This is a genomic window from Nocardia sp. NPDC051929 (assembly GCF_044548645.1).
GTDB classification, from domain to species: Bacteria; Actinomycetota; Actinomycetes; order Mycobacteriales; family Mycobacteriaceae; genus Nocardia; species Nocardia sichangensis.
Genome location: NZ_JBIUCG010000002.1, coordinates 245,453 through 270,452 on the forward strand (window position 1 = coordinate 245,453; position 25,000 = coordinate 270,452).

General features: G+C 68.0%; 25 protein-coding genes and 1 pseudogene. 18 read left to right on the forward strand and 8 right to left on the reverse strand.

Translation table 11 applies throughout. From position 1 onward, the window contains the following. Positions 1-44 precede the first annotated feature (44 nt). The 11 genes from ACIHAX_RS03250 to ACIHAX_RS03300 all read left to right on the forward strand — a co-directional run bounded on the left by ACIHAX_RS03250 (position 45) and on the right by ACIHAX_RS03300 (position 11,309). Entirely contained in the window at positions 45-2,420 is a 2,376-nt protein-coding gene (locus tag ACIHAX_RS03250) for a Tex family protein (RefSeq protein WP_397275732.1), read from the forward strand. Positions 2,421-2,447: 27 nt separating this feature from the next. Beyond that, positions 2,448-3,368 carry a hypothetical protein gene (locus tag ACIHAX_RS03255; RefSeq protein WP_355069895.1) on the forward strand — a complete coding sequence of 307 codons (921 nt, stop codon included), beginning with the start codon at positions 2,448-2,450 and terminating at the stop codon, positions 3,366-3,368. Positions 3,369-3,534: 166 nt separating this feature from the next. After that, positions 3,535-3,825 carry a hypothetical protein gene (locus ACIHAX_RS03260; RefSeq protein ID WP_355069896.1) on the forward strand — a complete coding sequence of 97 codons (291 nt, stop codon included), beginning with the start codon at positions 3,535-3,537 and terminating at the stop codon, positions 3,823-3,825. Positions 3,826-4,036: 211 nt separating this feature from the next. After that, entirely contained in the window at positions 4,037-4,378 is a 342-nt protein-coding gene (gene rplS / locus ACIHAX_RS03265; RefSeq protein ID WP_014352079.1) for a 50S ribosomal protein L19, read from the forward strand. 77 nt (positions 4,379-4,455) lie between these two features. Then, positions 4,456-5,238 (forward strand): signal peptidase I, encoded by a 783-nt coding sequence (gene lepB, locus ACIHAX_RS03270; protein ID WP_355069897.1) that lies wholly within the window; start codon positions 4,456-4,458, stop codon positions 5,236-5,238. 27 nt (positions 5,239-5,265) lie between these two features. After that, positions 5,266-6,072 (forward strand): ribonuclease HII, encoded by an 807-nt coding sequence (locus tag ACIHAX_RS03275; RefSeq protein WP_397275559.1) that lies wholly within the window; start codon positions 5,266-5,268, stop codon positions 6,070-6,072. A 46-nt stretch (positions 6,073-6,118) separates the two neighbouring features. Further along, positions 6,119-6,424, forward strand: coding sequence for a DUF2469 domain-containing protein (locus tag ACIHAX_RS03280; RefSeq protein WP_011210678.1), 306 nt, complete (start codon positions 6,119-6,121; stop codon positions 6,422-6,424). Between the two features lie 101 nt (positions 6,425-6,525). Beyond that, positions 6,526-6,882: a YraN family protein gene (locus ACIHAX_RS03285; RefSeq protein ID WP_364427202.1), complete on the forward strand. Its 357-nt coding sequence runs from the start codon at positions 6,526-6,528 to the stop codon at positions 6,880-6,882. Next, positions 6,883-8,391, forward strand: coding sequence for a YifB family Mg chelatase-like AAA ATPase (locus tag ACIHAX_RS03290; protein ID WP_397275561.1), 1,509 nt, complete (start codon positions 6,883-6,885; stop codon positions 8,389-8,391). Positions 8,392-9,170: 779 nt separating this feature from the next. After that, positions 9,171-10,331: a DNA-processing protein DprA gene (gene dprA / locus ACIHAX_RS03295; RefSeq protein ID WP_397275563.1), complete on the forward strand. Its 1,161-nt coding sequence runs from the start codon at positions 9,171-9,173 to the stop codon at positions 10,329-10,331. A 54-nt stretch (positions 10,332-10,385) separates the two neighbouring features. Continuing rightward, positions 10,386-11,309, forward strand: a complete 924-nt coding sequence (locus ACIHAX_RS03300) for a tyrosine recombinase XerC (protein ID WP_364427191.1) — start codon at positions 10,386-10,388, stop codon at positions 11,307-11,309. A gap of 1,275 nt (positions 11,310-12,584) precedes the next feature. Here ACIHAX_RS03300 and ACIHAX_RS03305 read toward each other — a convergent pair. Further along, entirely contained in the window at positions 12,585-13,082 is a 498-nt protein-coding gene (locus ACIHAX_RS03305; RefSeq protein ID WP_364427187.1) for a GNAT family N-acetyltransferase, read from the reverse strand. A 212-nt stretch (positions 13,083-13,294) separates the two neighbouring features. Here ACIHAX_RS03305 and ACIHAX_RS03310 point away from each other — a divergent pair, with 212 nt between their 5' ends. After that, on the forward strand, positions 13,295-13,984 hold the full coding sequence (locus ACIHAX_RS03310; protein ID WP_355069905.1) for an FHA domain-containing protein: 690 nt from the start codon (positions 13,295-13,297) through the stop codon (positions 13,982-13,984). A 30-nt stretch (positions 13,985-14,014) separates the two neighbouring features. On the opposite strand, the gene ACIHAX_RS03315 is transcribed toward ACIHAX_RS03310, so the two are convergent. From ACIHAX_RS03315 to ACIHAX_RS03325, 3 genes are all read right to left on the reverse strand, one after another. Next, the gene (locus ACIHAX_RS03315; protein ID WP_364427182.1) at positions 14,015-14,680 is read right to left on the reverse strand and encodes a serine protease; all 666 of its coding nucleotides are present in this window, start codon (positions 14,678-14,680) and stop codon (positions 14,015-14,017) included. Positions 14,681-14,857: 177 nt separating this feature from the next. Then, positions 14,858-15,109: a hypothetical protein gene (locus ACIHAX_RS03320; RefSeq protein ID WP_039799516.1), complete on the reverse strand. Its 252-nt coding sequence runs from the start codon at positions 15,107-15,109 to the stop codon at positions 14,858-14,860. 246 nt (positions 15,110-15,355) lie between these two features. Next, a complete protein-coding gene (locus ACIHAX_RS03325; RefSeq protein WP_364427176.1) occupies positions 15,356-16,819 on the reverse strand; it encodes an MFS transporter in 1,464 nt (487 codons plus the stop codon). 54 nt (positions 16,820-16,873) lie between these two features. Between ACIHAX_RS03325 and ACIHAX_RS03330 the strand changes: the two genes are divergently transcribed. The 5 genes from ACIHAX_RS03330 (at position 16,874) to ACIHAX_RS03350 (ending at position 21,689) form a co-directional block, all read left to right on the forward strand. Next, positions 16,874-17,635 (forward strand): TetR/AcrR family transcriptional regulator, encoded by a 762-nt coding sequence (locus ACIHAX_RS03330; protein WP_397275564.1) that lies wholly within the window; start codon positions 16,874-16,876, stop codon positions 17,633-17,635. A 142-nt stretch (positions 17,636-17,777) separates the two neighbouring features. Then, positions 17,778-18,509, forward strand: a complete 732-nt coding sequence (locus tag ACIHAX_RS03335; RefSeq protein WP_397275565.1) for an acetoacetate decarboxylase family protein — start codon at positions 17,778-17,780, stop codon at positions 18,507-18,509. A 527-nt stretch (positions 18,510-19,036) separates the two neighbouring features. After that, positions 19,037-19,435, forward strand: a complete 399-nt coding sequence (locus ACIHAX_RS03340; protein WP_355069913.1) for a DUF202 domain-containing protein — start codon at positions 19,037-19,039, stop codon at positions 19,433-19,435. After that, entirely contained in the window at positions 19,432-19,740 is a 309-nt protein-coding gene (locus ACIHAX_RS03345; RefSeq protein WP_355069915.1) for a DUF202 domain-containing protein, read from the forward strand. The genes ACIHAX_RS03340 and ACIHAX_RS03345 overlap by 4 nt, the downstream gene beginning before the upstream one ends. 47 nt (positions 19,741-19,787) lie before the next feature. Further along, a complete protein-coding gene (locus tag ACIHAX_RS03350; RefSeq protein WP_397275568.1) occupies positions 19,788-21,689 on the forward strand; it encodes an alkyl/aryl-sulfatase in 1,902 nt (633 codons plus the stop codon). Between the two features lie 12 nt (positions 21,690-21,701). Here the strand turns inward: ACIHAX_RS03350 and ACIHAX_RS03355 are convergent, their stop codons facing one another. From ACIHAX_RS03355 to ACIHAX_RS03370, 4 genes and pseudogenes are all read right to left on the reverse strand, one after another. Continuing rightward, the gene (locus tag ACIHAX_RS03355) at positions 21,702-22,292 is read right to left on the reverse strand and encodes a hypothetical protein (protein ID WP_364427164.1); all 591 of its coding nucleotides are present in this window, start codon (positions 22,290-22,292) and stop codon (positions 21,702-21,704) included. 3 nt (positions 22,293-22,295) lie between these two features. Beyond that, a complete protein-coding gene (locus tag ACIHAX_RS03360; protein ID WP_355069919.1) occupies positions 22,296-22,808 on the reverse strand; it encodes a DUF1990 domain-containing protein in 513 nt (170 codons plus the stop codon). Between the two features lie 128 nt (positions 22,809-22,936). Then, a pseudogene (locus tag ACIHAX_RS03365) lies at positions 22,937-23,458 on the reverse strand (M23 family metallopeptidase); the annotation flags it as partial. Between the two features lie 23 nt (positions 23,459-23,481). After that, entirely contained in the window at positions 23,482-23,763 is a 282-nt protein-coding gene (locus ACIHAX_RS03370; RefSeq protein WP_397275570.1) for a hypothetical protein, read from the reverse strand. Positions 23,764-24,142: 379 nt separating this feature from the next. On the opposite strand from ACIHAX_RS03370, the gene rpsB reads away from it, so the two are divergent. Continuing rightward, positions 24,143-24,955 carry a 30S ribosomal protein S2 gene (gene rpsB / locus ACIHAX_RS03375; protein ID WP_355069923.1) on the forward strand — a complete coding sequence of 271 codons (813 nt, stop codon included), beginning with the start codon at positions 24,143-24,145 and terminating at the stop codon, positions 24,953-24,955. The last annotated feature ends 45 nt before the right edge of the window (positions 24,956-25,000 follow it).

Consider the following 25,000-nt stretch of genomic DNA (forward strand, 5'->3'; position numbering starts at 1 on the left):
TGACGACAGCGCCCGAGACTGCCAGTGCAGAGTCCACACCCGCCGTGCCACGCTCCGACACCGCGGGCCCAGCCAGCGTGAACCGTCGCATCGCCGAGGAACTCGCGGTGCGCGAGACCCAGGTGCGCGCCGCCGTCGAGCTGCTCGACGCGGGCTCGACGGTGCCGTTCATCGCCCGGTACCGCAAGGAGGTCACCGGCGGCCTGGACGACGCGCAGCTGCGCGTGCTCGACGAGCGTCTGCACTACCTGCGCGAACTCGACGAGCGCAGGGCCGCGATCATCGAATCGATCCGGGGCCAGGGCAAACTCGACGACGCTCTGCATCGGCAGCTCCTGCTCGCCGAGACCAAGGCCCGGCTCGAGGACATCTACCTGCCGTACAAGCCGAAGCGGCGCACGAAGGCGCAGATCGCGCGTGAGGCCGGGCACGAGCCGGTGGCCGACGCCCTGATCGAGGATCCGAACACCGACCCGGCGCAGTACACCGCCGAGCAACTCGACGGCGCGCGCGCCATCCTGGTCGAACGTTTCGCCGAGGACGCCGATCTGGTCGGCGAGTTGCGCGAACTGATGTGGAACCGCGGGCAGGTCACCTCGACCGTGCGCGCGGGCAAGGAGGAGGCGGGCGCGAAGTTCGCCGACTATTTCGAGTTCAGCGAGCCGTTCGACAAGCTGCCCTCCCACCGCATCCTGGCGCTGCTGCGCGGCGAGAAGGAGGAGGTGCTCACCCTGCACCTCGAACCGGATACCGAGGAGCCGCAGCCGGGCGAGCGCACCGTCTACGAGGGTCGTATCGCCACTCGCTTCGGCATCGCCGACCGGGGCCGCCCCGCCGACTCCTGGCTGCTGGACACGGTGCGCTGGGCTTGGCGGACCAAGCTGCAGGTCAGCCTCGGCATCGACACCAGGATGCGGTTGCGGCAGGCGGCGGAGAAGGACGCGGTCGACGTGTTCGCCGCGAATCTGCGCGATCTGCTGCTCGCCGCCCCCGCGGGCACCCGCACGACGATGGGTCTGGACCCCGGCTACCGCACCGGCGTGAAAGTGGCGGTGGTCGACGCCACCGGCAAGGTGGTCGCCACCGAGGTGATCTACCCGCACAAACCGCAGGGCCAGACCGAGAAGTCGCTCGCGGTGCTCGGCGCGCTGGTGGCCCGATTCGGCGTGGAACTCATCGCCATCGGCAACGGCACCGCCTCGCGCGAGACCGACGCCCTTGCCGCCGAACTGATCTCCCGCATCCCGGAGAACAAGCCCACCAAGATCGTGGTCTCCGAGGCGGGCGCTTCGGTGTACTCCGCCTCGGCCTACGCCTCGCAGGAGCTGCCCGAGCTGGACGTGTCGCTGCGCGGCGCGGTGTCGATCGCGCGCCGGCTGCAGGACCCGCTGGCCGAACTGGTGAAGATCGATCCGAAGTCCATCGGCGTCGGCCAGTACCAGCACGACGTGTCCGAATCGCTGCTGGCCCGTTCGCTGGGCGCGGTGGTCGAGGACGCGGTGAACGCGGTCGGCGTGGACGTGAACACCGCCTCGGTGCCGCTGCTGTCGCGGGTCTCCGGCATCGCCGGATCGGTGGCGGAGAGCATCGTGGCGCACCGGGATCAGAACGGCCCGTTCCGCAGCAGGACCGCGCTGCTCGACGTCCCGCGGCTGGGCCCGAAGGCGTTCGAACAGTGCGCGGGCTTCCTGCGCATTCGCGGCGGCGACGATCCGCTGGACACCTCCGCGGTGCACCCGGAGGCGTATCCGGTGGTGCGGCGCATCCTCGAATCGACGGGACGCGGCATCGCGGAGATCATCGGCAACACCACGGCGCTGCGCTCGCTGCGCGCGGGCGATTTCACCGACGAGCGCTTCGGTGTCCCGACCGTCACCGACATCATCGCCGAGCTGGAGAAGCCGGGGCGCGACCCGCGTCCGGAATTCAAGACCGCCGAGTTCGCCGCGGGCGTGGAGAAAGTCGCCGACCTGGAGCCGGGCATGGTGCTCGAGGGCGTGGTGACCAACGTGGCCGCCTTCGGCGCGTTCGTCGACGTGGGCGTGCACCAGGACGGCTTGGTGCATGTCTCGGCCATGTCGCACAACTTCGTCAAGGATCCGCGCGAAGTGGTCAAGTCCGGCGACGTCGTGAAGGTGAAGGTGCTCGAGGTGGACGTCGCGCGCCAGCGCATCGGTCTGTCCCTGCGCCTGGACGACGAACCCGGCACGCCCGCCAAGGGCGGCGACAACCGGCAGCGCGGTCAAGGCGGCGGCCGATCCGGTGGAGGCGATCAGCGGCAGCGGCAGAATGGTCAGAACAGGCAGCAGGGCCAGAACCGTAATCAAGGACAGGGGCGTGGCGGCAATCAGCGCAGGAACGCGCCGGCACCTAGCGGCGCGATGGCGGACGCCTTGCGCAGGGCGGGTTTCGGCCAGTAGCCCGGTCCGCAGGAGGAAGTAGCGGCCATGCGACGGTGGCTCCACGAGGACGTGATCGCCCAAGGGCGGCTGCCGTTGCTGTGCTTCCTGCTCGGATTCATCGTCGGATTCCTGTTCATCCGCCTCAGCGTCCGGCTGATCCGCGCGCGGGTGCGCTGGTGGCCGGGCAACCTCCGGGCCGGTGACACGCACATCCACCACATGGTGTTCGGGGTGATCCTGCTGCTGTCCTCCGGCGTCGGCATGGTCGCCCAGTACGAGAGCGCCGACACCGCCACGGGCAGCATCCTCGCCGCGCTGTTCGGCGTGGGCGCCGCTCTGGTGCTGGACGAATTCGCGCTGATCTTCTATCTGCGCGACGTGTATTGGGAGGAGCAGGGGCGGACATCGGTGGACGCGGTGTTCGTCGCGCTCGCCGTGACAGGATTGCTGCTGCTGGGCTTCCACCCGCTGTGGCTGCTGGACATCAATGATTTCCGGCGCGATCCGAGCCTGGAGGTCCGCTCCTTCGTCGTCGTGTTCGCCGTGGTCAACCTCGCTCTCGCCGCCATCGTGATCGCCAAAGGGAAGATCTGGACCGGCCTGTTCGGCATGTTCTTCCTGCCGTTGCTGGTCGTCGGTGCGCTGCGGCTGAGCCGCCCTGGCGCGCCCTGGGCGCGCTGGCGTTACGGCGACCGTAGGCGCCTGAGGTACCGGGCCATCGTCCGGGAACGGCGATACCGTCGCCCGGTCATCCGCGCCAAGATCTTCGTGCAGGATCTGGTCGCCGGAAAACCGGACGTCGAGCACGTCCGCACGGCGGCGGAGGCGGAACTCACCCGTACGGTCGTGCCCGCCCCGCCCGCTCCGCACCGCGACCATTCGTTCTGGCACTCCGACCACGGCTCGCCGCGTACGCCCGGCCCGCCGCCTGTCCAGGACGCGATCTCCGGCGAACAGCACCGCTGACGAACGCTCAGCGGAGGGGTCGGCCGGGCAACGTGCCGTTCGCGGCGGGGGATGATCGGGGTCGCGTGAGATTGCCGGAAGCCTCTGTGTCGCGTAACCCGTAAATGGTTCTGTCGCAGGACATTTTTCGATCGACGGCGGCTATGCGTATACGTATACTGCGTTCATGTTGGATCCGCTCAGCCTTGCGGTCGGCGCCGGCCTCGTCGGTGTCGGCTGGGTATGTGGTCGATTCGTGCCTCGGCGAGGCCGGGCGGGGAAGGAGCTTCGCGCACGCTGCGGTTGTGGTCACGACCTGGCACTGCACGACCGCTCCTCGGGCGCTTGTCACGCCGAGATCTCCCGCAAAGGCATCCACGGCCTGCGTGAGTGGGTCGGTTGCAACTGCCGCCGCTACACCGGCCCGATTCCGCTCGAAGAAGTGTTCGCCTCGCCCATACTCCCGCCGGAGTCGTGAACCGATCGCACCGCCTCGGGCGTAACGTGAAGAGACCGCCGACTCGCCACCACCAGGGTCGATTTCTTCCACGGCGCGCCGATCTGGCACAATGCTCAGGTTGCCCTGGGTGGTTGTCGACCCGGCGCATCCCATTGATCGGAGCATGAACCGGCCGAGCACGCCCAGTGCCGCCAGGGTCCTCTGTTCGCGCGAAACCATAAGGATGGAAATGAACACCCTTGACTTCGTCGACGAGAAGTCGCTGCGCAGCGACGTCCCCGAGTTCCGGCCGGGCGACACGCTGAACGTGCACGTGAAGGTCATCGAAGGCTCGAAGGAGCGCATCCAGGTCTTCAAGGGCGTCGTGATCCGTCGCCAGGGTGGTGGCATCCGCGAGACCTTCACCGTCCGCAAGGTGTCGTTCGGTGTCGGCGTCGAGCGCACCTTCCCGGTGCACAGCCCGAACATCGACCACATCGATGTCGTGACCCGCGGTGATGTCCGTCGCGCCAAGCTGTACTACCTGCGCGACCTGCGTGGCAAGGCCGCCAAGATCAAGGAAAAGCGCTGAGTTAGCTTTTCGGCACAACAGATCTTCCTCAGCCCGGCATCGGACCTCGGTTTCGCTGCCGGGCTAATCTGTTCGGCGTGGCAGACGAAAGTGGGTCGGTATCGGTGTCCGAATCGGGCGACGAGAGTACGCGGGCGGGTCGCGCCAAGCGGCGATCGAAGAAGAAGCAGCGGCCGTTCTGGCAGGAATTGCCGATCCTCATCGTGATCGCCGCGGTGATCGCCGCGCTGATGGTTACCTTTGTCGGTCGGCCGTACGTGATTCCCTCGGAGTCGATGGAAACCACGTTGCACGGATGCGCCGGATGCACCGGCGACCGCATCTACGTGCAGAAGCTGAGCTACTACTGGGGTGACCCGCAACCGGGCGACGTGGTCGTGTTCGTCGGCCCGCCGTCGTGGAACACCCGCTACCAGTCGATCCGCTCGGACAATCCCGCAGTCCGTGGCGTGCAGAACTTCTTCTCCTTCTTCGGCTTGGTGCCGCCGGACGAGAACGATCTGGTGAAGCGCGTCATCGCGGTCGGCGGCCAGACCGTGGAGTGCTGCGACCCGCAGGGGCGGGTCATCGTGGACGGCAAGCCGCTGGACGAGCCGTACGCCCGGTACCTCGCCCCGTACGTGCCCGGCCAGCCCTACAACGCGTCCGGCGGCCGCGAGTTCAAGCCCGTGAAGGTGCCCGAAGGGCATCTGTGGGTGATGGGCGACAACCGCAACCAGTCCGCCGACTCCCGCGCCCACATCACCGACGAACTGCAGGGCACCATCCCCGTGGAGAACGTCCGCGGCAAGGCGGTGTTCAAGATCTGGCCGCCCGGACGGATCGGTCCGGTGCACTCGGAGAATCCCCAGCAGAACTGATCACGCGAGGCGCTGGATAATTGAACGGTGGGGCAAGGTCGAGTGCCGGTGGGTAACGGTTGGCCGCCGCGTGTGGTGATGCGCAGGGCCGGAGGATTGCGCACGCTCGAGGCGGCGTTGATCCGCAGTGGTCTGGGGCCGGTCGCGGGTGTCGACGAGGCGGGGCGCGGCCCCTGCGCGGGACCACTGGTGGTGGCGGCGTGCCTGCTGGCCCCGAAGGCCTACGACAGGCTGGCCGGCCTCGACGACTCCAAGAAGCTCACCGAGGCCACTCGCGAAGAGCTGTATCCGGTGATCGTCCGTCTGGCACTCGCTTATCAGGTCGTCGTGATCCCGGCCTGGGAGATCGACTCGATCGGCATCCACGTCGCCAATATCGAGGGGATGCGCCGCGCCGTGGCCGGGCTCCGGCGCACTCCCGGCTACGTGCTGACCGATGGGTTCCGGGTGCCCGGCATACCGGTGCCTTCGCTGCCGGTGATCGGCGGCGACGGTGCGGCGGCCTGCATCGCGGCGGCCAGCATCCTGGCCAAGGTCACCAGGGACCGCATCATGGTCGAGCTGGACGGGCGGTTCCCCGGCTACGGATTCGCCGCCCACAAGGGCTACAACACGCCCGAGCACACCGCCGCGTTGCAACGTCTCGGCCCGAGCAGCGAGCACCGGCGCTCCTGGCGCAACGTACGCGAAGCCGCCGGGTTGCGCCCGGTCGCGGCGGCGGCCGATGTCGCGGACGCCGTACTGGCCGAGGGCTTGGACGAGGCGCTGTCGGAGCAGTTTCCGAACGGGCGTACGGCTGGCCGAGTAGCTACCGATGCAGCGCATGCGCGATGATGTCACCACACGACGCGATGCGGCGAGAAGGAGGACGTCCCACCCGATGAGTGCCGAGGACCTCGAGAAGTACGAAACCGAGATGGAGCTCTCGCTGTATCGCGAGTACAAGGACATCGTCGGTCAGTTTTCGTACGTGGTGGAGACCGAGCGCCGCTTCTACCTGGCCAATTCCGTGGAGCTGCGGCCGCAGAACGCGGACGGCGAGGTGTACTTCGAGGTGCGGATGAGCGACGCGTGGGTCTGGGACATGTACCGCCCGGCCCGCTTCGTCAAGCACGTCCGGGTCATCACCTTCAAAGACGTCAACATCGAGGAGCTGGAGAAGCCGGACCTGCGCTTGCCCGAGTGAGCCCGCCCGGCGTTCTGCACAGCGACTCGGTTATCAACAGATTTTCCGATTCCCCAGGTCGGCGGCGCTGACCTGATCCGGCTGCGGCGCACGCTGGCCGGGTGACGGACAAACAGGCGCTCGGCGCGCACGGGGAGGAACTGGCGGCGGACTTTCTGCGCGCCGCGGGGATGGAGATCGTCGCCAGGAACTGGCGGTGCCGATATGGCGAGCTCGATCTGATCGCCCGCGACGGGGATGTGACCGCGTTCGTCGAGGTCAAGACCCGCTCCGGGTTGGGCTACGGCACACCCGCGGAGTCGGTCACCTTCGCCAAGCGGCAGCGGATCCGGCGGCTGGCGCTGCTGTGGCTGGCCGAGCAGGAGGGGCCGTGGCGGCGCATCCGGTTCGACGTGGTGTCGGTGCTGGTGGCGCGGGGGCGTACGCCGGTCATCGACCATCTCGAGGCGGTGTTCTGAATGGCGCTGGGGCGGGCGCACTCGGTCGCCGTCACCGGCGTGGACGGTCTGCTCGTCGAGATCGAGGCAGATATCGGACAGGGCCTGCCATCGGTCCACCTGGTCGGGCTTCCCGACACCGCGTTGCAGGAATCCCGTGACCGGATCCGCTCCGCGGTGGCGAACTCGGGGGAGAAGTGGCCCGACGGCCGGGTGGTTCTCGCGCTGTCGCCCGCGACACTGCCGAAGCTGGGCAGCGTGTACGACTTGGCGCTCGCGATCGCCGTGCTGGACGCGTCCGGCTCGGTGCCCTCCGAACGGCTCGCGAAGACGGTGCTGCTCGGCGAACTCGCGCTGGACGGACGGGTGCGGCGAGTGCGCGGCATCCTGCCCGCCGTGCTCGCCGCGCGCAGGGCGGGCTGGTCGACCGTCGTGGTGCCCGCGGTGACCCTGGCGGAGGCCGGGCTCGTCGAGGGCATCGAGGTCTTCGGGGCGCGCAGTTTGCGCGCGGTGGTGGCCTGGTTGCGCGGGGAAGGCGCGCTCGACGAGCCGGACGGCGACCTGCCGGACACGGTGCGCCACGGCGGCGATCTGAGCGAGGTGGTGGGGCAGGAAGAAGCCCGCTGGGCTTTGGAGGTGGCCGCGGCGGGCGGGCACCACCTGCTGCTGACCGGGCCGCCCGGCATCGGCAAAACCATGCTGGCCCAACGTCTTCCTGGGCTGCTGCCACCACTCACGGAGACCGAGGCGCTGGAGGTCACCGCCATCCACTCCATGGCGGGCACACTCGCAGGCGATCACCCGTTGGTCACCGCGCCGCCGTTCGTCGCCCCGCACCACTCGACCTCGGTGACCGCGATGATCGGCGGCGGATCGGGGACCGCCAGGCCGGGCGCGGTCAGCCGAGCCCACCGCGGTGTTCTGTTCCTCGACGAATGTGCCGAGCTCGGCACGAAAGTGCTGGAAGCGATGCGAACGCCGTTGGAAGAAGGGGAAGTGCGCATCGCCCGGCGCGACGGTGTCGCGCGGTACCCGGCCCGCTTCCAGCTGGTGCTGGCGGCCAATCCGTGCCCATGTGCTCCGGCGCGCGACGTCGACTGCATCTGCGCGCCGCTGGCTCGCCGTCGCTATCTCGGCAAATTGTCCGGTCCGCTGATGGACCGGATCGACATCTGGGTGCGGATGCACGGGCAGTCCGGCGCGGCGTTCAGCACCGATGCGGCCGAGAGCAGCGAGGTGGTCCGCGGCCGGGTCGCCGTCGCACGGCGCGCTGCCGCCGCCCGGTGGCGCGAATACGGATGGCTCACCAACGCTGAGGTTCCCGGCCACATCCTGCGTCAACGATTCCGGTTGCCGCGCGAATCGCTCGCTCCGGTCGAGGCCGCGTTGCGCCTCGGTCGCATGTCCGCGCGGGGTGCCGACCGAGCCATCCGCGTCGCGTGGACCATATGCGATCTGCGCGGCGACGAGCTGCCCTCGGCGCAGGACGTACTGTCCGCGTTGAACTTCCGTCAGCGGGGTGCGCAATGAGTGCGACAGTGCCGCCCGAAGGCGCGGACGACCTGCCTGTGGCGGTCGATGTGCCTACCGCCGAGCGTGTGGCTGGGGTCGTGGATGTGCTTGCGTGCGCGAACGCAACTGCGGCCGACAGCGGGTGTGTGGTCGGCGATGTGTCCACCGCCGAGGACGGGCCTCGGGTTGCGGACGTGCTTGCGGGCGCGGACGTAGTTGCAGCCGATAGGGCGTGTGTGGCGGTCGATGTGCCTACCGCCGAGGATGTGGCTGGGGGCGCGGACGTGATTGCGGGCGCGAACGCAAGTGCAGCCGGCAGTGCGCCTGTGGCCGCCGATGCGCCCGCGGTGGTGGACATGCCTCGAAGCATTGATTTATCCGGCGTCGTGAATCTGCCAGCGATTGTCGGCGCCCCTGTGGTCTTCGGGGCAATGGCGGGGGCCCACATGCGCGCAGCCGCAGATGCGCCTGCAGTCGCCGAGGTGGTTGTTCCTGGTGTCGGACAGGCGCGTGAGGCCGTGGACGTGCCCGCGTCAATAGATCTGCCTGCCCGGGCGGGTTTGTCCGTGGTTGTAGACGTGGCTGGGAATGCGGAATGGCGCGAGGTGGATGTGCCTGCCGTTGTCGAGGTGCCCGCGATGGTGGCGGTCTCTGGAGTCGGGGACTCGAGTGCAGGCGCGGATCGCTCTGTGCTCGCGGAGGTGGCTGCTACGGCGAACGGAGTACCGGTTGTCGAGACGCCGGCAGCGGCGGGCGTTCCTGGGGTCGTAGATGCGCCTGCGGTGGTTGGTGTGCCCGTGAGCGGAGCGGGATCGTCGTCCGGTGAATGCGACGACCCGCGGCTCGCGTGGGTGTATCTGTCGCGCGTGGTGCAGGGGCCGTGTGCTCCGCTGTCGGCGCTCATCGAGTCGGTCGGGGTTGTCGAGGCGGCCCGTGCCGTGCGGGAGTGCGCGTTGCCCGAGCCGCTTCGCGGGCCCACGGCGCAGCGGCGCGACATCCACCTCGCGGCGCGGGATCTCGAGACCGTCGAGCGGATCGGCGGGCGCGTGGTGACGCCGGACGATCCGGAATGGCCCGCCTGGCGCATGCTCGGTCTCGCCCAGCTCGAGCCGGGCAAGGATCGCGACGGCGCGGTACCGCTGGTGTTGTGGGTACGTGGCCCGCGCTCGTTGCTGGAATCCAGTGAACGCGCGGTGGCGGTGGTCGGTGCGCGGTGCAGCACCGGCTACGGAAACCGGGTCACGGGGGAGATCGCGGGCGACCTCGCCGCGCAGGGGTGGACCATCGTGTCCGGAGCGGCGTTCGGTATCGACGGCATGGCGCACCGGGCAGCGCTGGCGGTGGAAGGCTCCACGATCGCCGTGCTGGCCTGCGGCATCGACCGGCCCTATCCGGTGCAGCACGAACGCCTGCTGGCCGATATAGCCGAATCAGGTTTGGTCGTCAGCGAATACCCGCCCGGCGTCACCGCACAGAAGCATCAGTTCCTGGCCCGGAACCGCTTGATCGCCGCTCTCGCCGACGGCGTGCTCGTCGTCGAGGCGGGCCTGCGCAGCGGCGCGCGCAACACCGTCAAATGGGCACGCCGCATGGGTCGTCCCGCCTTGGCCGTGCCGGGTCCGGTGACCTCGGCCGCTTCGGTGGGCTGTCACCGCATGATCCGCGACGGCGAAGCCCTGCTGGTGACCCGAGCCGAAGAAGTCGTCGACGAGGCCGGACCGTTGCGGCTGTCGATCCCCGCGACGGCAGCGGGCGGCAATCGGGAGGATCAGCTGACCGGAGACGACGCGCTGGTCTTCGCCGCGCTGCCGAGAATCGGCTCACGACTGCCACTGGAGGTCGCCCGGCAGTGCGGATTGTCGCTCCCGGTGGTCCGTGCGACTTTGTCCGCTCTCGAATTGGCGGGTCTGGTGTCCAGTGACGAAAGCGGTTGGCACCGAACGGTACGGGGTCGATGAGCGTGTTCGGCGCGGTCGCTTGCCATCCGGGCCACGGGTGGGGACGGTGGAGGCATGGAGGAACTGCCCGAAGATCTGGAAGCGCTGCTGACGGAGTACGGCAGGCATCTGCGGCTCGGGCGCAACCGCTCGGAGCACACGGTGCGCGCGTATCTGGGGGACGCGCGATCCTTGCTGGAGCATCTGTACGCGCGATCGGCGGATTCGGCGATTCGCGAACTGGACCTGATGTTGCTGCGTTCGTGGCTGGCCCGGCAAGCCGCCACGGGTGCGGCGCGCACGACCGTGGCCCGGCGGGCGTCATCGGCGCGCACGTTCACCGCGTGGCTCACCCGGACCGGCCGGCTGCCTGTCGATCCCGGACTGCGTTTGGGGTCGCCGAAGGCGCATCGCGTGCTGCCCGCCGTACTCGGGCGGCAACAGGCGCTCGGTGCCATGGACGCGGCGGAATCCGGTGCCGCGCAGCGCGATCCGATGGCGCTGCGCGATCGGGCGATCGTGGAGTTGCTGTACGCCACCGGTATCCGGGTCAGCGAGTTGTGCGGGCTGGACATCGAAGACGTGGACCGCGAGCGGCGCGTGGTGCGGGTGCTCGGCAAAGGCAACAAGGAGCGCTCGGCGCCGTTCGGCACGCCCGCCGACGAGGCGGTAGGCAACTGGCTGCGCTACGGACGCCCCGCTTTCGCCACCGCGGACTCGGGTCGAGCGCTGCTGCTCGGCCGCCGCGGCAGGCGCTTGGATCAGCGCCAGGCCAGAACCGTTGTGCACGAGGTGGTCTCGGCCATCCCCGGCGCACCGGACCTGGCGCCGCACGGTCTGCGGCACACCGCGGCGACCCACCTCCTCGAGGGCGGTGCCGACCTGCGCGTGGTCCAGGAACTCCTCGGACACGCAAGCATGGCCACCACTCAGCTCTACACCCACGTCTCCATCGACCGTCTCAAGAAGGTGCACGACCAGGCTCACCCCCGCGCCTGACCCGCTCGTGGGGCGGTGGCGGCGACGGGGCGTAGTGCGTGCACGTTGGTTTCGCCGATACCCAAGTGATCGGTCCGGGTGAGGGCCGAGCGAACGAGTGCATGCAGCTCACCTTCGGCGACGCGGCGTCCATCGGCTTCGGCCCTTTGGGGTCACGCGGAGACGGCGGCATCTTGAAGGCGACGACAAATAGCCCGGCTGTCGACGCCAATCACGGCGTCGGCAACCGGTCGGATGGCCGGGCACGCTGTCCTCCGGTACCGCCAGCGGGCGCGTACGTGCACAGTGAGCGGGGCCCATGCTTTGGCCTGTTGGAGCGCGTGCGGCCCGTGGCGTGCCGCTGGGCCTGCCGGGAGGGCGGTGGTCCGTGTGTTGGCCTGCTGGAGCATGTGAGAGTGTGGGCGGCCCCGTGGCGCGCCGCTGGGCCTGCTGGAGTGTGCGTGAAGGCGCGCGTTCGTGTGTTGGCCTGTGCTGGAGCGTGTGCGAGTGCTGGCGGGCCGTGCTGGCCATCCTGGAGTGTCTGGGGGCGGTGGTTCGTGTGGTTGGCCTGCTGGAGCGTGTGCGAGTGCTGGCGGCCCGTGCTAGCCATCCTGAAGTGTGCGTGGGGGCGGCGGTTCGTGTGTTGGCCTGTGCTGGAGCGTGTGCGAGTGCTGGCGGGCCGTGCTGGCCATCCTGGAGTGTCTGGGGCGGTGGTTTGTGTGGTTGGCCTGCTGGAGCGTGTGCGAGTGCTGGCGGCCCGTGCTGGCCATCCTGGAATGTGCGTGGGGGCGGTTCGTGCGTAAGCCTGCTGGAGTGTCTGGGGGCGGCGGTTCGTGTGTTGGCCTGCTGGAGTGTGTGAGGGGCGGCGGTCCGTGCTTTGCCCTGCCGAAGCGTGTGCGAGTGTGGGCGGCTAGTGCCCTTGGCTTGCTGGAGTGTGTGGGGGCGGCGGTTCGTGCGTGGGCCTGCTGGAGAGTGTGGGTGAGGGAGGCGTGGCCTGTGCGTTGGCCTACCGGAGTGTGGGCGGCCGGTGCTCTTGGCCTGCTGGACTGTGCGAGTGTGGGCGGGGCCAGTGCCTTAGCTTGCCTGCCTGCCGGCGCGTGTGCGTGGGAGGCCGTGTGGGCTTTATCGAGTGAGCCGCATCCATTTTGCTCGTCGCGCCCCTGCCGAACCCGCACCTTCGCAGTGCGGTCGCCGGTTCCGCCCAGGCGGCGCGCGCCGCCACTACGACACCCGGCATCGTCGCAGGCCGCGATCTCCCGGAAGGGAGTGAGTGGACAAGCGACAACATCCGACCCGTCACGGGCTGACGTAGTAATGCACCCGCGCCTCTTGTCCATCCGAGGTATGCCAACCGCCGAGCCCGCTGTACACCTGCCGCCAACCGTGCCGCTCGTACATCGCTATCGCCGCGCCACTGTCGGAGGCCACGGTGAGTACAGCACGGTGCCCCAGGCTCGCGGCCATGCGCGCAGTCGCGGTCAGCAACTGCGAACCCACTCCCACCCGGCGCGCGGCCGGGACGACATACAGCCGGATCACCGAGACGACAGTCTCCGCGCCGACCGATTCGCGCACGACCTCCGGCATTCCGCCGCCCGTGCCGAGTCCGGCGTGCCCGACCACCGCTCCGTCGTGTTCGGCGACAAGGGCCGCGAGGAGTTTGGGCGGCGACAGCCAGCCTGCCGGGTTCGCAGGCCACACGTCCGGATACCGATCGCTGTCGTGGACGTGCCGCAGTGCCGCGGCGCAGGCGTCGAGATCACCCTCGGTGCGCGGTCGAATGATGACGCTCATCTCGACCATTCTTACTGCCCCACGCTGGAGGCAGCATTATTCAGACCGGTCGGTTGGATTTCCGTTCATTGTCGTGCACTGCGGTCCGGTACCGCCTCGCTCGCGCAGCGAAGTAGTCGAATACGCATGTGATCGGCGTTGAGAAAGGGCACCCTTGAGGTAGCGAATCAGTGCCCGCAGTTCACGGCGTACTTCGAGTGGGAAGACGAGCGATGTCTACGTCCAGCGGACCGGAGGCCCTGCGTCGCGAACTGTACCCACTGGTGGGGCAGTCCGCGTGGCGACGCTCGGCCATCGCTTCCGCCTCGCCGCAGCCCGCCGCACCGGACGGGGCGCGGGAGATCTCCCTCGACGGCGGCGCGTCCAGGATGACGATCGGGCGCTCCGTCGCCGCCGACATCATCGTGACTTCCGACCCGACCGTGTCCCGGCTGCACGCCATTCTCGAGCGAGTGGGCGGATGCTGGACCATCGTCGACGACGGATTGTCCAAGAATGGGACATTCGTCAATGGCGAACGTGTGGGCGGTCGGCGGAAGCTCGGTTCCGGCGACATGATTCGCGTGGGTCGATCGGTATTCGTCTTGCGGGTCGACGAGTCCTTCGACGAGGAAATGACTCTCGCCCATTCACCATTGCCGACCCGAAACTCCCTTACCCCGGCCCAGTACGTGGTTCTCGAGGCTCTGTGTCACCCGTACGACGCGCGCGACGCGTACTCGTACCCCGCCTCCAACCGGCAGATCGCGGACAATTTGTGTCTGAGTCTGTCCACGGTGAAGACGCATATGCGGGCGCTGTTCCGGATATTCCAGGTCGAAGCCTTACCCCCGAACCAGAAAAGGCTGTTCCTGGTCGAACGCGCTATCGAATTCGGCATCATAACCGACCAGGAGAGGTAAGGCTCCGGCTGGGAACGAAATGAAATCCGATCAGATCGGCTGAAAACCGGACCCTGCCCCGCCGCGTGCATTCACGTCCGCGACGACCGCGGTGATGTCGGCGCCGAGTTCCGGTCCGAGACACGGCACCCCCAAGTAACCGTTGACCATGCCGACGAGTGTCGTTCCGACGACGAGCGGAGCGCCCGAATCTCCCTCGGCGACACATGTTTGGCTCCACGTCGAATTGCCGCCCGTCAACATATCGCCGTAGGCAGGCCCGCAGGTCCGGCCGGTCGTCCTGCCTTCCTTGCAGACGGTGTCCGGGAATCGAGCCGGTCCGCCCAGGCCGGTGATGGTGGTTCCGCCCACTTGGTTGACCGGCGTCACCTTCCCCGGATCGAATTCGATGACGGCGTAGTCCATGTCGTTGTTGGCGTAGACGATGGTGCCGAGGGTGCCGGCATCGCGATCGTTCTCCGAGACGATGGCGGCATTCGCCCCACCACAATGCCCCGCCGTGAACCCGACCAGCCGACCACCGGAGTCGCGTCCGATCGTGGTCAGAGTGCAGATGTTCTGACCGCCGACGACGATGCCGGAGCCGCCACCCAGCACGGATGGCGTCGCGGCCTGCGCGGTCCCAGGTGCTCCGAACGGCGCTGTCAGCGCGGCGAATGCCGCCGCAGCGCCCACGAGTTTCCTGAACTTGGTCATCCGGTAATTCAACCGCACTTGTCCGTGCGTCACCGTCGATTCCCAGATGTTCACGTGGCAGGGATACGGCTCGAAACGAATTTCTTCATCGGGACGGGAATCGATGGTCAGAAGTGATGCGCCTCGGGTCTACGCCCGAGGCGCACTCGTGTTCGACGAGCTTATGACGAAACGCGATCAGGCGGCGCAAATGGCCACGGCAACCGCATTGGCCACCGGCGGAAGCAGCAACAGAGGAGCGCAGAAAATGCCCAGCGGCCAAATCAGGCCCAGTGTCGCGGGCTCGACCTGAACAGGTACCGGATGGTCCGCCACTTGCACCGGTCCCGGTGCTACGTCCGGGGCTGCGGAAGCGAAACCTGACCCGAGGGCGATGATCGGTGCGAGCGCTACCGCCGCCGCCGTTACGCGCATTTTGTTCGTGATCATGATGTGTCTCCAGTGGTTGATTGCTTCACCAGCCCTCGTTTGTTGAAGGCCTCAGTGTGAACACACAACCAACTCTGCTCGGAGCAAGCGCAAGAGGCCATCAGCCTCCGGGTCGGAATCATTCATACCGGAGGAGGCGAGATGACATCGGAATCGCTATTCTGCGCGAACCGAATGTGGCCGTCGAATCAGGCGGCGGCGCGCCGGACGGTGATCTCACCTGCCCGGCGCGGCCCGCCGAAACGATCAGCCGTGCGCGACCGGAGCGGGATCCGGCTGCTCGGCCGGTTGCGGACGCCGGGCGCGCAGCAGCACCGCGCCGAGCGCGGCGGCGGCAATGCTGAATCCGGCGCTGATCCACGCGCCCGTGGACATCGCGGCGGTGAAGGCGTCCTTGGCGGGCTCGACGTAGCCGAGCTGGAAGGCGGCGCCGATGGATTCACGCGCCGTGTCGGGCGCGTCGGCGGGCATGTTCGAGGTGAACACACCGGCCAGCACGCTACCGAGGACGGCGATGCTGATCGCCATGCCGACTTGCTGGATCGTGTCGTTCATCGCGGAGCCGACACCGGCGTGCTCCAGCGGAATGGCGCTCATGATGGCCGCGTAGGCGGCCGGACCCGCCAAGCCGCCGCCCACACCCATCACCAGCATGCTGACCAGCACCCAGAGATATCCGCTCCCGAGCGCGAGGATGCCGAAGGCCACTCCCATGACGAGCAGGCCGGACACGACGAGTGTCTTGTTGCTCAGCGTCTTGCCGAGCGTCGCGCCGAGGCCGTTGCAGACCGCGGCGGCCACGGCGTACGGGAGCAACGCCAGTCCGGCCTTCATCGGGCCGTAGCCGAGTACGAACTGCAAGTACTGAGTGAGCATCAGCATGACCGCACCCATGCCGAAGACCATCAGCAACAGGGTGAAACAGGTGCCGGTGAAATCGCGGCTGCGGAACACCGCCAACGGCAGCATCGGATGTGCCGAACGGCTCTCCCAGATGACGAAGGCGGTCGCCGCGACAGCGGCCAGCGCGAGCACGCCGAAGTTCCATTCCCGTTCGATGATCACGTAGACCGTGGCGCTCAGCGCCACGACGGAAAGGACGACGCCGACGATGTCGACCGGTCGCTGCTCACCGGTGGTCTCCGGCATCAGCACGACGGCCGCGATGATCGCGAGCGCCGCCACCGGGATATTGAGCAGGAAGACCGATCCCCACCAGTAGTGCTGGAGCAGGAAGCCGCCCAGCGTGGGACCGGCGACGATGCCGACCATGGAGACCGTCGACCACGCCGCCATCGCCGTGCGCCGTTCGTCCTCGGCGAAGCTGGTCATCAGGATCGACAGCGTCGACGGCATCAACAGCGACCCACCGACGCCCATCGCGACGCGGGCGGCCACGACCTGCCACGGTTCGGTCGCCAGTACGGCGGCCAGCGAGGCCATCCCGAACACGGCGAGCCCGGTGATCAGCGCTCGTCGCCTGCCGAACCGGTCGGACAAGCTGCCCGCGGTGAGCAGGAGCCCGGCGAAGACCAGCACGTAGGCGTCCAGGATCCACTGGACATCCGACGGTGTCGCGCCCAGTTCCCGGATCAGCGAGGGGATGGCGAGATTCAGCACGGTGCTGTCGAGCATCAGCACCAGCAAGGACAGACAGAGGACCCCCAGGACCCACCAGCGCCGGGGGTCTCGCACAATGTTCGATTCCACTCGCACAGCGTACGAGAAACTCGAACAGTGTGCGAGCGATTATAAGATCGTGTTGTGACCAAGCAGTTCGCGTCGGTATGGACCAAGCAGCCGCGCCAGCCCAAATCGCCCGGGCTGCGCCGCGAGCAGATCATCGCGGCGGCCGTCGAGATTCTCGACGCCGAGGGGCTGGAGTCGCTGAGCATGCGCAAGCTCGGCGCGAAACTGGGTGCGGGGGCGACCAGTCTCTACTGGCACGTCTCCAACAAGGACGAGTTGCTGGAATTGGTGCTCGACGAGTTCTGGGGTCTGGTCCGGACCCCGGAGCCCGAGGAGGCGTCCTGGCGTGAACTGCTGAACACCTTCGCCTACAACTTGCGCGCGTCCATCAGGGAGCACCCATGGATGGCGTCGCTGGTCGGGCAACTGCCGAGCATCGGCCCCAACTCGCTGCGTCTGAGCGATCGGCTGCGCCGCGCGTTCGTCCGGGCGGGTTTTCATGGCGTGGACATCTATCTGGCGAGCGGCACGGTGATGTGTTTCGTCTTAGGCCAGGTGATTCCGGAGATCGCATGGGACAAGGTATCCGAGGGGATGGAGATCGACGCCGACGGCGTGCTGCGCGTGATGCAGGACGTGGCCGGCGACTATCCCGAGATGCTGGCGGACTATCGGGCGACCGTGCCGACCGACCAGGAGGCCGGGCGTGCGATGGCGTTCGACTTCGGCTTGCTCTGCGTCCTCGATGGCCTGGAAGCTCGCCTGCGCAACCTGCGGGAACCCGGGCAAGAGTCGCGGGCGGCAGGATCGCCCGGGGGTGACGCTGAACAAACATGAAACAGGTTATCGGTAGTTGAAACGGGCTGAAAATCGGGATTGTGCCGATAAATTGAAACGTGTTCTATAGACGTGATCCGGTACCGGATCACGCATGGCCACGCGGCGCGCCCGAGCGCCGATGCGCAGAAAGGCGTCTGACGTGAGCACGCACACCGTTCTCGGCCGAGAGGTGCGCATGCCGGTCCGCATCCGGCTCGCGCACGCGTTCATGGCCACCTATCTGGTGCCCGCTGAACGGGCGCAGCGCCTCATCGACTACTCCGGCTTGGGGATTCTCCGGCTCCCGGGCGGGCGGGCGATGTGCACGCTGGTCTTCGTCGACTACGTCGACGGCGATCTGGGTCCGTACAACGAGTTCGGCGTCTCGTTCATGGTGCGCCACCACACCGCGGGGGCGCCCTCCGGAATCGGCGACCTGCGGGCGCTGGTGACCGGGCAGGCCGGCGTGTTCATCCACAAGCTGCCGGTGGACGGCGAGTTCACTTTGGCCGCAGGGCGTGGCATCTGGGGCTTTCCGAAGGAACTCGCCGAATTCGTCGTCGATCACGACGGCCGGACGCGCAGCGGCGCGCTGCACCAGGACGGGCAGCTCATCGCCGATCTCACGGTGCGGCCGGGATTCGCGACCCCGAACGGTCGCGCCGCGGCGTCCTCGTTCGACGCCTACTCGCACATCGACGGCGTCACTCGCTGCACGCGCTGGGAGATGCGGCCTTCCGGCATGCGTGCGCGTTTCGGCGGGGCGGAGCTGACGCTGGGCGACCATGCGATCGCCGCGGAACTCCGGTCGCTCGGTCTGCCGCGGCGTGCGTCGATGTCGTCGTCCGTCTCGCGGCTGGCGATGACGTTCGAAGACGCGATCTCGATCTGACGTGCCTTCCGCATAACCACCCGGTCACGGGCGGGTGGGGTACGTGGACGGTCCGGCGCGGCTGCGGTTAGCCTGGCTTAGCGGATTGTTTGCCAGCGCTCTAAGTTATGGAGTGTGCCCGTGATCGTCGCCGACCGGACCTGCGTCGCTGATGGGCGCTGTGAACAGCGGATATCGCACGATTTCGGGTGGCTTGCGCAAGTGATTTCCGGTACCGGATACGCGCCGAAACTCTGGTTGCTGAGTTATTCAGAAACGTTCGGGTCTTCGGCCGGCCGACCGGACCGCTCGATGGTCAGTGTGCTCGCCCGGACAAGATTCTCAGGACACGTGACGGAGTCGGTCGCGTTCCCGCCGCCGGTGATGGTGCGCCGCGAGCTGCCCCGATCCCCACTAGCGTGGTGTGTCGTGACCACCGTGCAGTCCGGCGTCCTCCTGCGCATCGGAACACCGCCTGGCGCAACGACATGCAGACCCGCGGGGCGCGAGCGGGTCGCCCTCGCGAGGCGCAGGTGGGCGGACGCCCGATGTCGTTCGACCCGAACCGAGGCGGCGTGACGCTCCCGAACCCGAACCCCGGAGCCGAAGGGGAAGAGGGTGAGGAGGAGCTCGACTACCGCTTCACGCTCGCCAACGAGCGCACCTTCCTGGCTTGGATGCGGACCTCGCTCGGACTGCTGGCCGGTGGCGTCGCGGTGCACACACTGGTTCAGTCGTTCCGGATCGCGGGATTGCGGCGCGCGATCGCGCTCAGCTGCCTGGTCTTGGCGGCGGTCGTCGCGATCGGCGCGTACGGGCACTGGCGGCGCATCGGCGTGGCCATGCGGCGCGGCGATCCGCTGCCGGAGACGGTGCTGGTGCCGATCCTGTCGGCGGGCATCGCGATCGTCTCGGTACTGGCGGCGGTGGCGGTGCTGCTGCGGTGAGCGCGCCACATCTATCCGCCGAACGCACCGCACTGGCGTGGCGGCGCACCGCCGTGTCGGCGATGGTCGTCGGCACGCTGTTCCTGCATCAGGCTCTCGGCAGCGGATGGCGTGCGGCCGCGGTCGCGCCCATCGGAGCCGCGATCGCGATGGCGGCGCTGACGGGGGCTTGTTATCTGCGCAACCGCGGTCTTCGCCGGGGCCGCTACGCCCACGGTGGTCGCGTCATCGCCGCGACGGCCGCGGCCGTGGTCGTGGTCGCGCTGGCCGCCGCGGCGGCCGGTTCTCTCGAACCGCTGCCTTGATCGGGTAGCGGCCCAGCAAAGTTGGCCGAGACGACAGGAGGACGACAATGTGCACAGCGAGCGAGCCGAGCGGCTTCATCGTCGCGGAGCACGAGCGTGCGATCGCCGCGCTGCCATTCGCCGACAGGACCGACCTGGCCGACGCCGATCGCGGCTTCGTGGCCGCGCTGGAACCCGGGGTGGTCACCTCCGAAGACGGAACCGTCGTCTGGGACAACGACTCCTACTCGTTCCTGCGCGAACCCTGCCCGCCCTCGGTCCATCCGAGCCTGTGGCGGCAGTCCGGCCTCGCGGTGCGACAGGGGTTGTACGAGGTGTGCGCGGGCATCTATCAGATCCGTGGTTTCGACATATCCAATATGACGCTGGTCGAAGGCGAGACCGGAGTCCTCGTGATCGATCCGCTGATCTCGGTCGAGACCGCCGCGGCCGGTCTCGCGCTCTACCGCGCGCATCGTGGCGACCGCCCGGTGACCGGTCTGATCTACACGCATTCGCACGCCGACCATTTCGGCGGAGCCTGCGGCGTCATCACCGCCGAGGAGGTCGAGACGGGACGCTGCCCGGTACTGGCGCCTGCCGGATTCCTGGAACACGCGGTGGCGGAGAACATCTACGCGGGCACGGCGATGGCGCGCCGTGCGGGGTACATGTACGGCGCCGTGCTGCCGCGCGGTCCGCTGGGCGCGGTGGGCTCCGGGCTGGGCCAGACCACGTCGGTCGGCACGGTCACGCTGATCCCCCCGACCGTCGACATCACCGCCACCGGGGAAGAGAAGACGATCGACGGCATACGGATGGTCTTCCAGCTCACGCCCGGCACCGAAGCGCCCGCGGAGATGAATTTCCACTTCCCCGACCGTCGCGCGCTGTGCATGGCGGAGAACGCGACCCACACCCTGCACAACGTGCTCACGTTGCGCGGCGCGCTGGTGCGTGACGCGCATGTCTGGGCGAAATACCTGACCGAGGCGATCAACCTGTTCGCCCGTGACTCCGACGTCGTCTTCGCCTCGCACCATTGGCCGACCTGGGGCACCGACCGCCTGGTGGAGTTCCTCTCCCTGCAACGGGATCTGTACGGGTATCTGCACGACCAGACCGTCCGCCTGCTGAACCAGGGCTACGTCGGCGCGGAGATCGCCGAGCTGGTCGCCCTCCCGCCCGCCATCGAGGAGGCCTGGCACGCGCGCGGGTACTACGGCTCGGTCAGTCACAACGTGAAGGCTGTCTATCAGCGCTACATGGGGTGGTTCGACGGCAACCCCGCACATCTGTGGGAGCATCCGCCGGTCGAATCCGCCCGGCGGCACGTGGAATTCATGGGCGGTGCGGAAGAAGTGCTCCGCAAAGCGCGGGCCTCCTACGACGCCGGGGACTACCGCTGGGTGGCGCAGGTGGTCAACTATGTCATCTTCGCCGATCCGGACAACGACGCCGCGAAAGAATTGCAGGCCAGCACGTTCGAGCAACTGGGCTACGGCGCGGAGAACGCCACGTGGCGCAACTTCTATCTCAGCGGCGCCTACGAACTGCGCTACGGCTCGTTCGGCACGCCCACCAAGACGGAATCGGCCACCATGGCGGCGGCGCTGTCCGTCGACCAGATCTTCGACGCGCTGGCGTTGCGCGTCGACGGCCCGAAGGCGTGGAACCATCGGCTGGTGACGGACTGGATCCTCACCGACCAGGACCGCACCCATCGGCTCGAGTTGCGCAACGGCCGCCTCACCCACTTCGACGTCGCCCCGGGCATGTCCCTGCCGGAAGCCGATGCCACCTTCACGCTGGCCAAGGCAACACTGATCCGCGTGTTGCTGGCCGGCGACGACTTCGGCGTCGCGGCGGCCGCCGGCGACATCGTCATCGAGGGAGACGTCACCAAGCTCGCCGAACTGGTCGACATCTTCGACGCCCCGGACCCCGATTTCGCGATCGTCACACCATAGTTCGCGCTTCGCTCATCTCGCCTCGCGGCCGAAGAAATATCCGACCACGATCCCGGCGAGGCCCGACACCGGCGCCAGGTATTGCGTCAGTTCCTGTGCGGGCAGACCTTTGACGATGCCGAACATGACTCCGGCCACCGTGCCCGCCACCAGCGCGGCGGCGAGTCCTGCGCGGTAGCGCGCCTCCAGGATCTTGTTCTTCGCCTCCGCCTCTTCTTTGATCAGCTCGGTGCGGCGCGACTCCGCCTGCAGTTCATGGTCGCGCCGAGCTCGGTCGACGGCCTCGGTGTCGGCATAGGCCGATGCTTGGTATTCGCGCTTCGCCGTGATGTAGGTCATCATCTGGTCGAACGAAAGGGACTCGACGCCCATCAGTCGAGAAGATTCGATGATCTCCTGGATCTCGGCACGGCTGTCGAGTGCCTCGCCGTAAATGGGCGAGGCCGGATCGCTGTCCACAGGGAAATTCACAGGACCCTCGGCCATTTCGGGTTCGCCGGTCACCGGAACAGTATCGCCCCGTCGTCGCTGCCCTGCTGGTTGATCAAAAGTTCTGATACAAAGCACTTTTCGGTTGTTCCGAACGTACGGCCGTTCCGTCATCGTTCAATCGGACGTCGGCAATGTCGCGAGGTATCGGCCCGCAACGAAGCGCTGGGTCAGCCGCATCACGGGTCCGCCGAGCCGGGTGTACCAGGTGGCTGGGCGGGAGAACGCGACGATCAGCCCGTACACCATGTCGTCGGCGGAGTCGTACTCGACCGCGAACAATTCTTCACCGGAGGCCGGGTGCCCGGGCAGGGTGCCGTAGGCGAAACCCCGCCGGTCGGGTTCGTCGAGGACGTACACCACCCGGCACGGAGCGGTGATCCCGAACGGCCCGACTCCGAGCCGCACGGTGACGGCGGTGCCGGGTTCGGCCGTCGGAGTATCGGCGGATCGGAAGATCCCGGTGCCCTTCTGCACGCGGTAGGCCAGAATCTGCGCCCCCGCCTGCTCGAACAGCGCGCGTCCCCGGCCGATGCGCCGCCGCAGCCGTAACCCGTGATAGCCCTCCGGCGCCACACCCCGGGTCGCGCCGAGTTCGGAGTACGTGAACGGCTCCAGTCCATCCGCCATGTCCTGATCTTCGCCCCACGGCCTACGGTCTCGCCACCTTCTGCCGCAGACACGCCGGTCCGGGGGCGCCGAGGCCGCCGACCGATGCGCTGCGACGCGGCGGATCGTCCGACGCTGGAACCAGGACGCACCGGCTTGAGCCGCAGGGGAGTGAGATGCAGAAGCCCGAGGGGGTCCAGATACTCACGGTTGCGGTGGAGACCGCCCTCGACGCGGGCTCCCCAGTGCAGACACACCGCCACGCATCCCAGGTGCCCCGACTCCAGCGTGCCGATCCGGGTACCTCGTCCGACCCGCCTTCCCACGGGGACTTCGGCGCGAACGGGCTCGTATGTCGTGCGCAGCCCGCCGGAGTGGTCGATGGAAACGACCGGCTTGTCGGCCACCGTTCCGGCGAAAATGACGATCCCCTCTCCCGCCGCGAGCACAGCTTGCCCCTCGGCGCCTGCCAGATCGACCCCCCGATGCCCCGGTAGCCAGTTCTGCGCGGGTTTGTCGAAGTGCCGAACCACCGCGGGGCGCGGCTGCAGGGGCCAGTCGAATCGCCCTTCGGGTCGGGCTGTCGCGGTCGGCGCCGCCGCGACGATTGCGGCGATGCCGAGAGCCAGCGCCGAAGAAGACCGCCGCCGCATCGCATTCGACCTGGTCATTCGCGCCGCGCCGGGAGGGCCGACTACCGCCCGCAGAGGGGTGCGGGCGGTGCGCACAGGTCGCTACCGGGGGCGGAACTCGTCTCATGCCGGTCGTCCTTACCGCCTCCGAGTCCGGCTTGCCGGAAGGGCAGCGGCGCGCGACGCGGCAGGCCGGACAGAGACGGCAGGCAGACGGAGCCCGTGCAGGCCCCGAGCCCGGGTTTCGCGGCAGGCGTCTCGGCCCCGACCGGCGGCGCGGTCACTATGCCGAGCGCGAAGAACAGCGGAAGAAGAAGGGTTGTCGCGGTGGAGATCGGTTTCATGGCTCAACCCTTCCGCGGTTCCGGCGTCGCCGAGGGCTCGATCCGTGGAATGGGGATAACCCGCTCGACTGTGGAAAGCCGCCGTTCCGCCTGGTCGGAGGCTTCGGATCGGACCGATTTAGATCTGGTGCCCCGAGGTCGTAAACTGATCGAGCGGTCTGTGCGTGCATGGACCGACTTCGCGCGCCACCGTGCTTGTTCATAGCGGCGCTGTTCGAATCGAGCTCGAGACAAATTGGGTTCGCGGCAGCGTGTTCGGAACAGGGAATCGCCGGCTGGTCCCCACCTTCGTGGTCGGGTCCGACGATTCGGTGGCGCCAGGGCAGCGGATCGCCGATTCGCTGCGTCAACCGGCAAACGAAAGAGAGATACGGGAGCTATGGCTGTCGTAACCATGAAGCAGCTGCTCGACAGCGGCGCACACTTCGGACACCAGACCCGGCGCTGGAACCCGAAGATGAAGCGGTTCATCTTCACCGACCGCAACGGCATCTACATCATCGACCTGCAGCAGACGCTGACCTACATCGACAAGGCCTACGAGTTCGTCAAGGAGACCGTCGCCCACGGTGGCACCGTCCTCTTCGTCGGCACCAAGAAGCAGGCCCAGGAGTCGATCGCGGCCGAGGCGACTCGCGTCGGGATGCCCTACGTCAACCAGCGCTGGCTGGGCGGCATGCTCACCAACTTCTCCACCGTGCACAAGCGTCTGCAGCGCCTCAAGGAGCTCGAGGCCATGGAGCAGACCGGTGGCTTCGAGGGTCGCACCAAGAAGGAAATCCTCATGCTGACGCGTGAGATGAACAAGCTGGAGCGCACCCTCGGCGGTATCCGCGACATGCAGAAGGTGCCCTCGGCCATCTGGGTCGTCGACACCAACAAGGAGCACATCGCCGTCGGTGAGGCGCGCAAGCTGAACATCCCGGTCATCGCGATCCTGGACACCAACTGCGACCCCGACCTGGTCGACTACCCGATCCCGGGCAACGACGACGCGATCCGCTCCGCCGCACTGCTGACCAAGGTCGTCGCCTCCGCGGTGGCCGAGGGCGTGCAGGCGCGCGCCGGTCTGTCCTCGGGCGACGAGAAGCCGGAGGCGGGCGCGGGCGAGCCGCTGGCCGAGTGGGAGCAGGAGCTGCTCGCGCAGGCCGCCCCCGGCGCCGAGGCCGCAGAGACCTCCGCCGAGGCCTGAGCGGACTCGTAACCAGCTGTTTCGGCGGCGATCACGAGCCAGTGC

What these genes read in the sequence shown, in the direction of transcription:
- ACIHAX_RS03310 (WP_355069905.1), top strand. Translation starts at nt 13,295, where the DNA reads ATGTCTACGTCCAGCGGACCGGAGGCCCTGCGTCGCGAACTGTACCCA.
- ACIHAX_RS03300 (WP_364427191.1), top strand. Translation starts at nt 10,386, where the DNA reads ATGGAGGAACTGCCCGAAGATCTGGAAGCGCTGCTGACGGAGTACGGC.
- ACIHAX_RS03360 (WP_355069919.1), bottom strand. Translation starts at nt 22,808, where the DNA reads ATGGCGGATGGACTGGAGCCGTTCACGTACTCCGAACTCGGCGCGACC.
- ACIHAX_RS03260 (WP_355069896.1), top strand. Translation starts at nt 3,535, where the DNA reads ATGTTGGATCCGCTCAGCCTTGCGGTCGGCGCCGGCCTCGTCGGTGTC.
- ACIHAX_RS03350 (WP_397275568.1), top strand. Translation starts at nt 19,788, where the DNA reads ATGTGCACAGCGAGCGAGCCGAGCGGCTTCATCGTCGCGGAGCACGAG.
- ACIHAX_RS03355 (WP_364427164.1), bottom strand. Translation starts at nt 22,292, where the DNA reads ATGACGGAACGGCCGTACGTTCGGAACAACCGAAAAGTGCTTTGTATC.
- rpsB (WP_355069923.1), top strand. Translation starts at nt 24,143, where the DNA reads ATGGCTGTCGTAACCATGAAGCAGCTGCTCGACAGCGGCGCACACTTC.
- ACIHAX_RS03290 (WP_397275561.1), top strand. Translation starts at nt 6,883, where the DNA reads ATGGCGCTGGGGCGGGCGCACTCGGTCGCCGTCACCGGCGTGGACGGT.
- ACIHAX_RS03305 (WP_364427187.1), bottom strand. Translation starts at nt 13,082, where the DNA reads ATGAGCGTCATCATTCGACCGCGCACCGAGGGTGATCTCGACGCCTGC.
- ACIHAX_RS03370 (WP_397275570.1), bottom strand. Translation starts at nt 23,763, where the DNA reads ATGAAACCGATCTCCACCGCGACAACCCTTCTTCTTCCGCTGTTCTTC.
- ACIHAX_RS03280 (WP_011210678.1), top strand. Translation starts at nt 6,119, where the DNA reads ATGAGTGCCGAGGACCTCGAGAAGTACGAAACCGAGATGGAGCTCTCG.
- ACIHAX_RS03255 (WP_355069895.1), top strand. Translation starts at nt 2,448, where the DNA reads ATGCGACGGTGGCTCCACGAGGACGTGATCGCCCAAGGGCGGCTGCCG.
- ACIHAX_RS03340 (WP_355069913.1), top strand. Translation starts at nt 19,037, where the DNA reads ATGTCGTTCGACCCGAACCGAGGCGGCGTGACGCTCCCGAACCCGAAC.
- ACIHAX_RS03315 (WP_364427182.1), bottom strand. Translation starts at nt 14,680, where the DNA reads ATGACCAAGTTCAGGAAACTCGTGGGCGCTGCGGCGGCATTCGCCGCG.
- rplS (WP_014352079.1), top strand. Translation starts at nt 4,037, where the DNA reads ATGAACACCCTTGACTTCGTCGACGAGAAGTCGCTGCGCAGCGACGTC.
- ACIHAX_RS03320 (WP_039799516.1), bottom strand. Translation starts at nt 15,109, where the DNA reads ATGATCACGAACAAAATGCGCGTAACGGCGGCGGCGGTAGCGCTCGCA.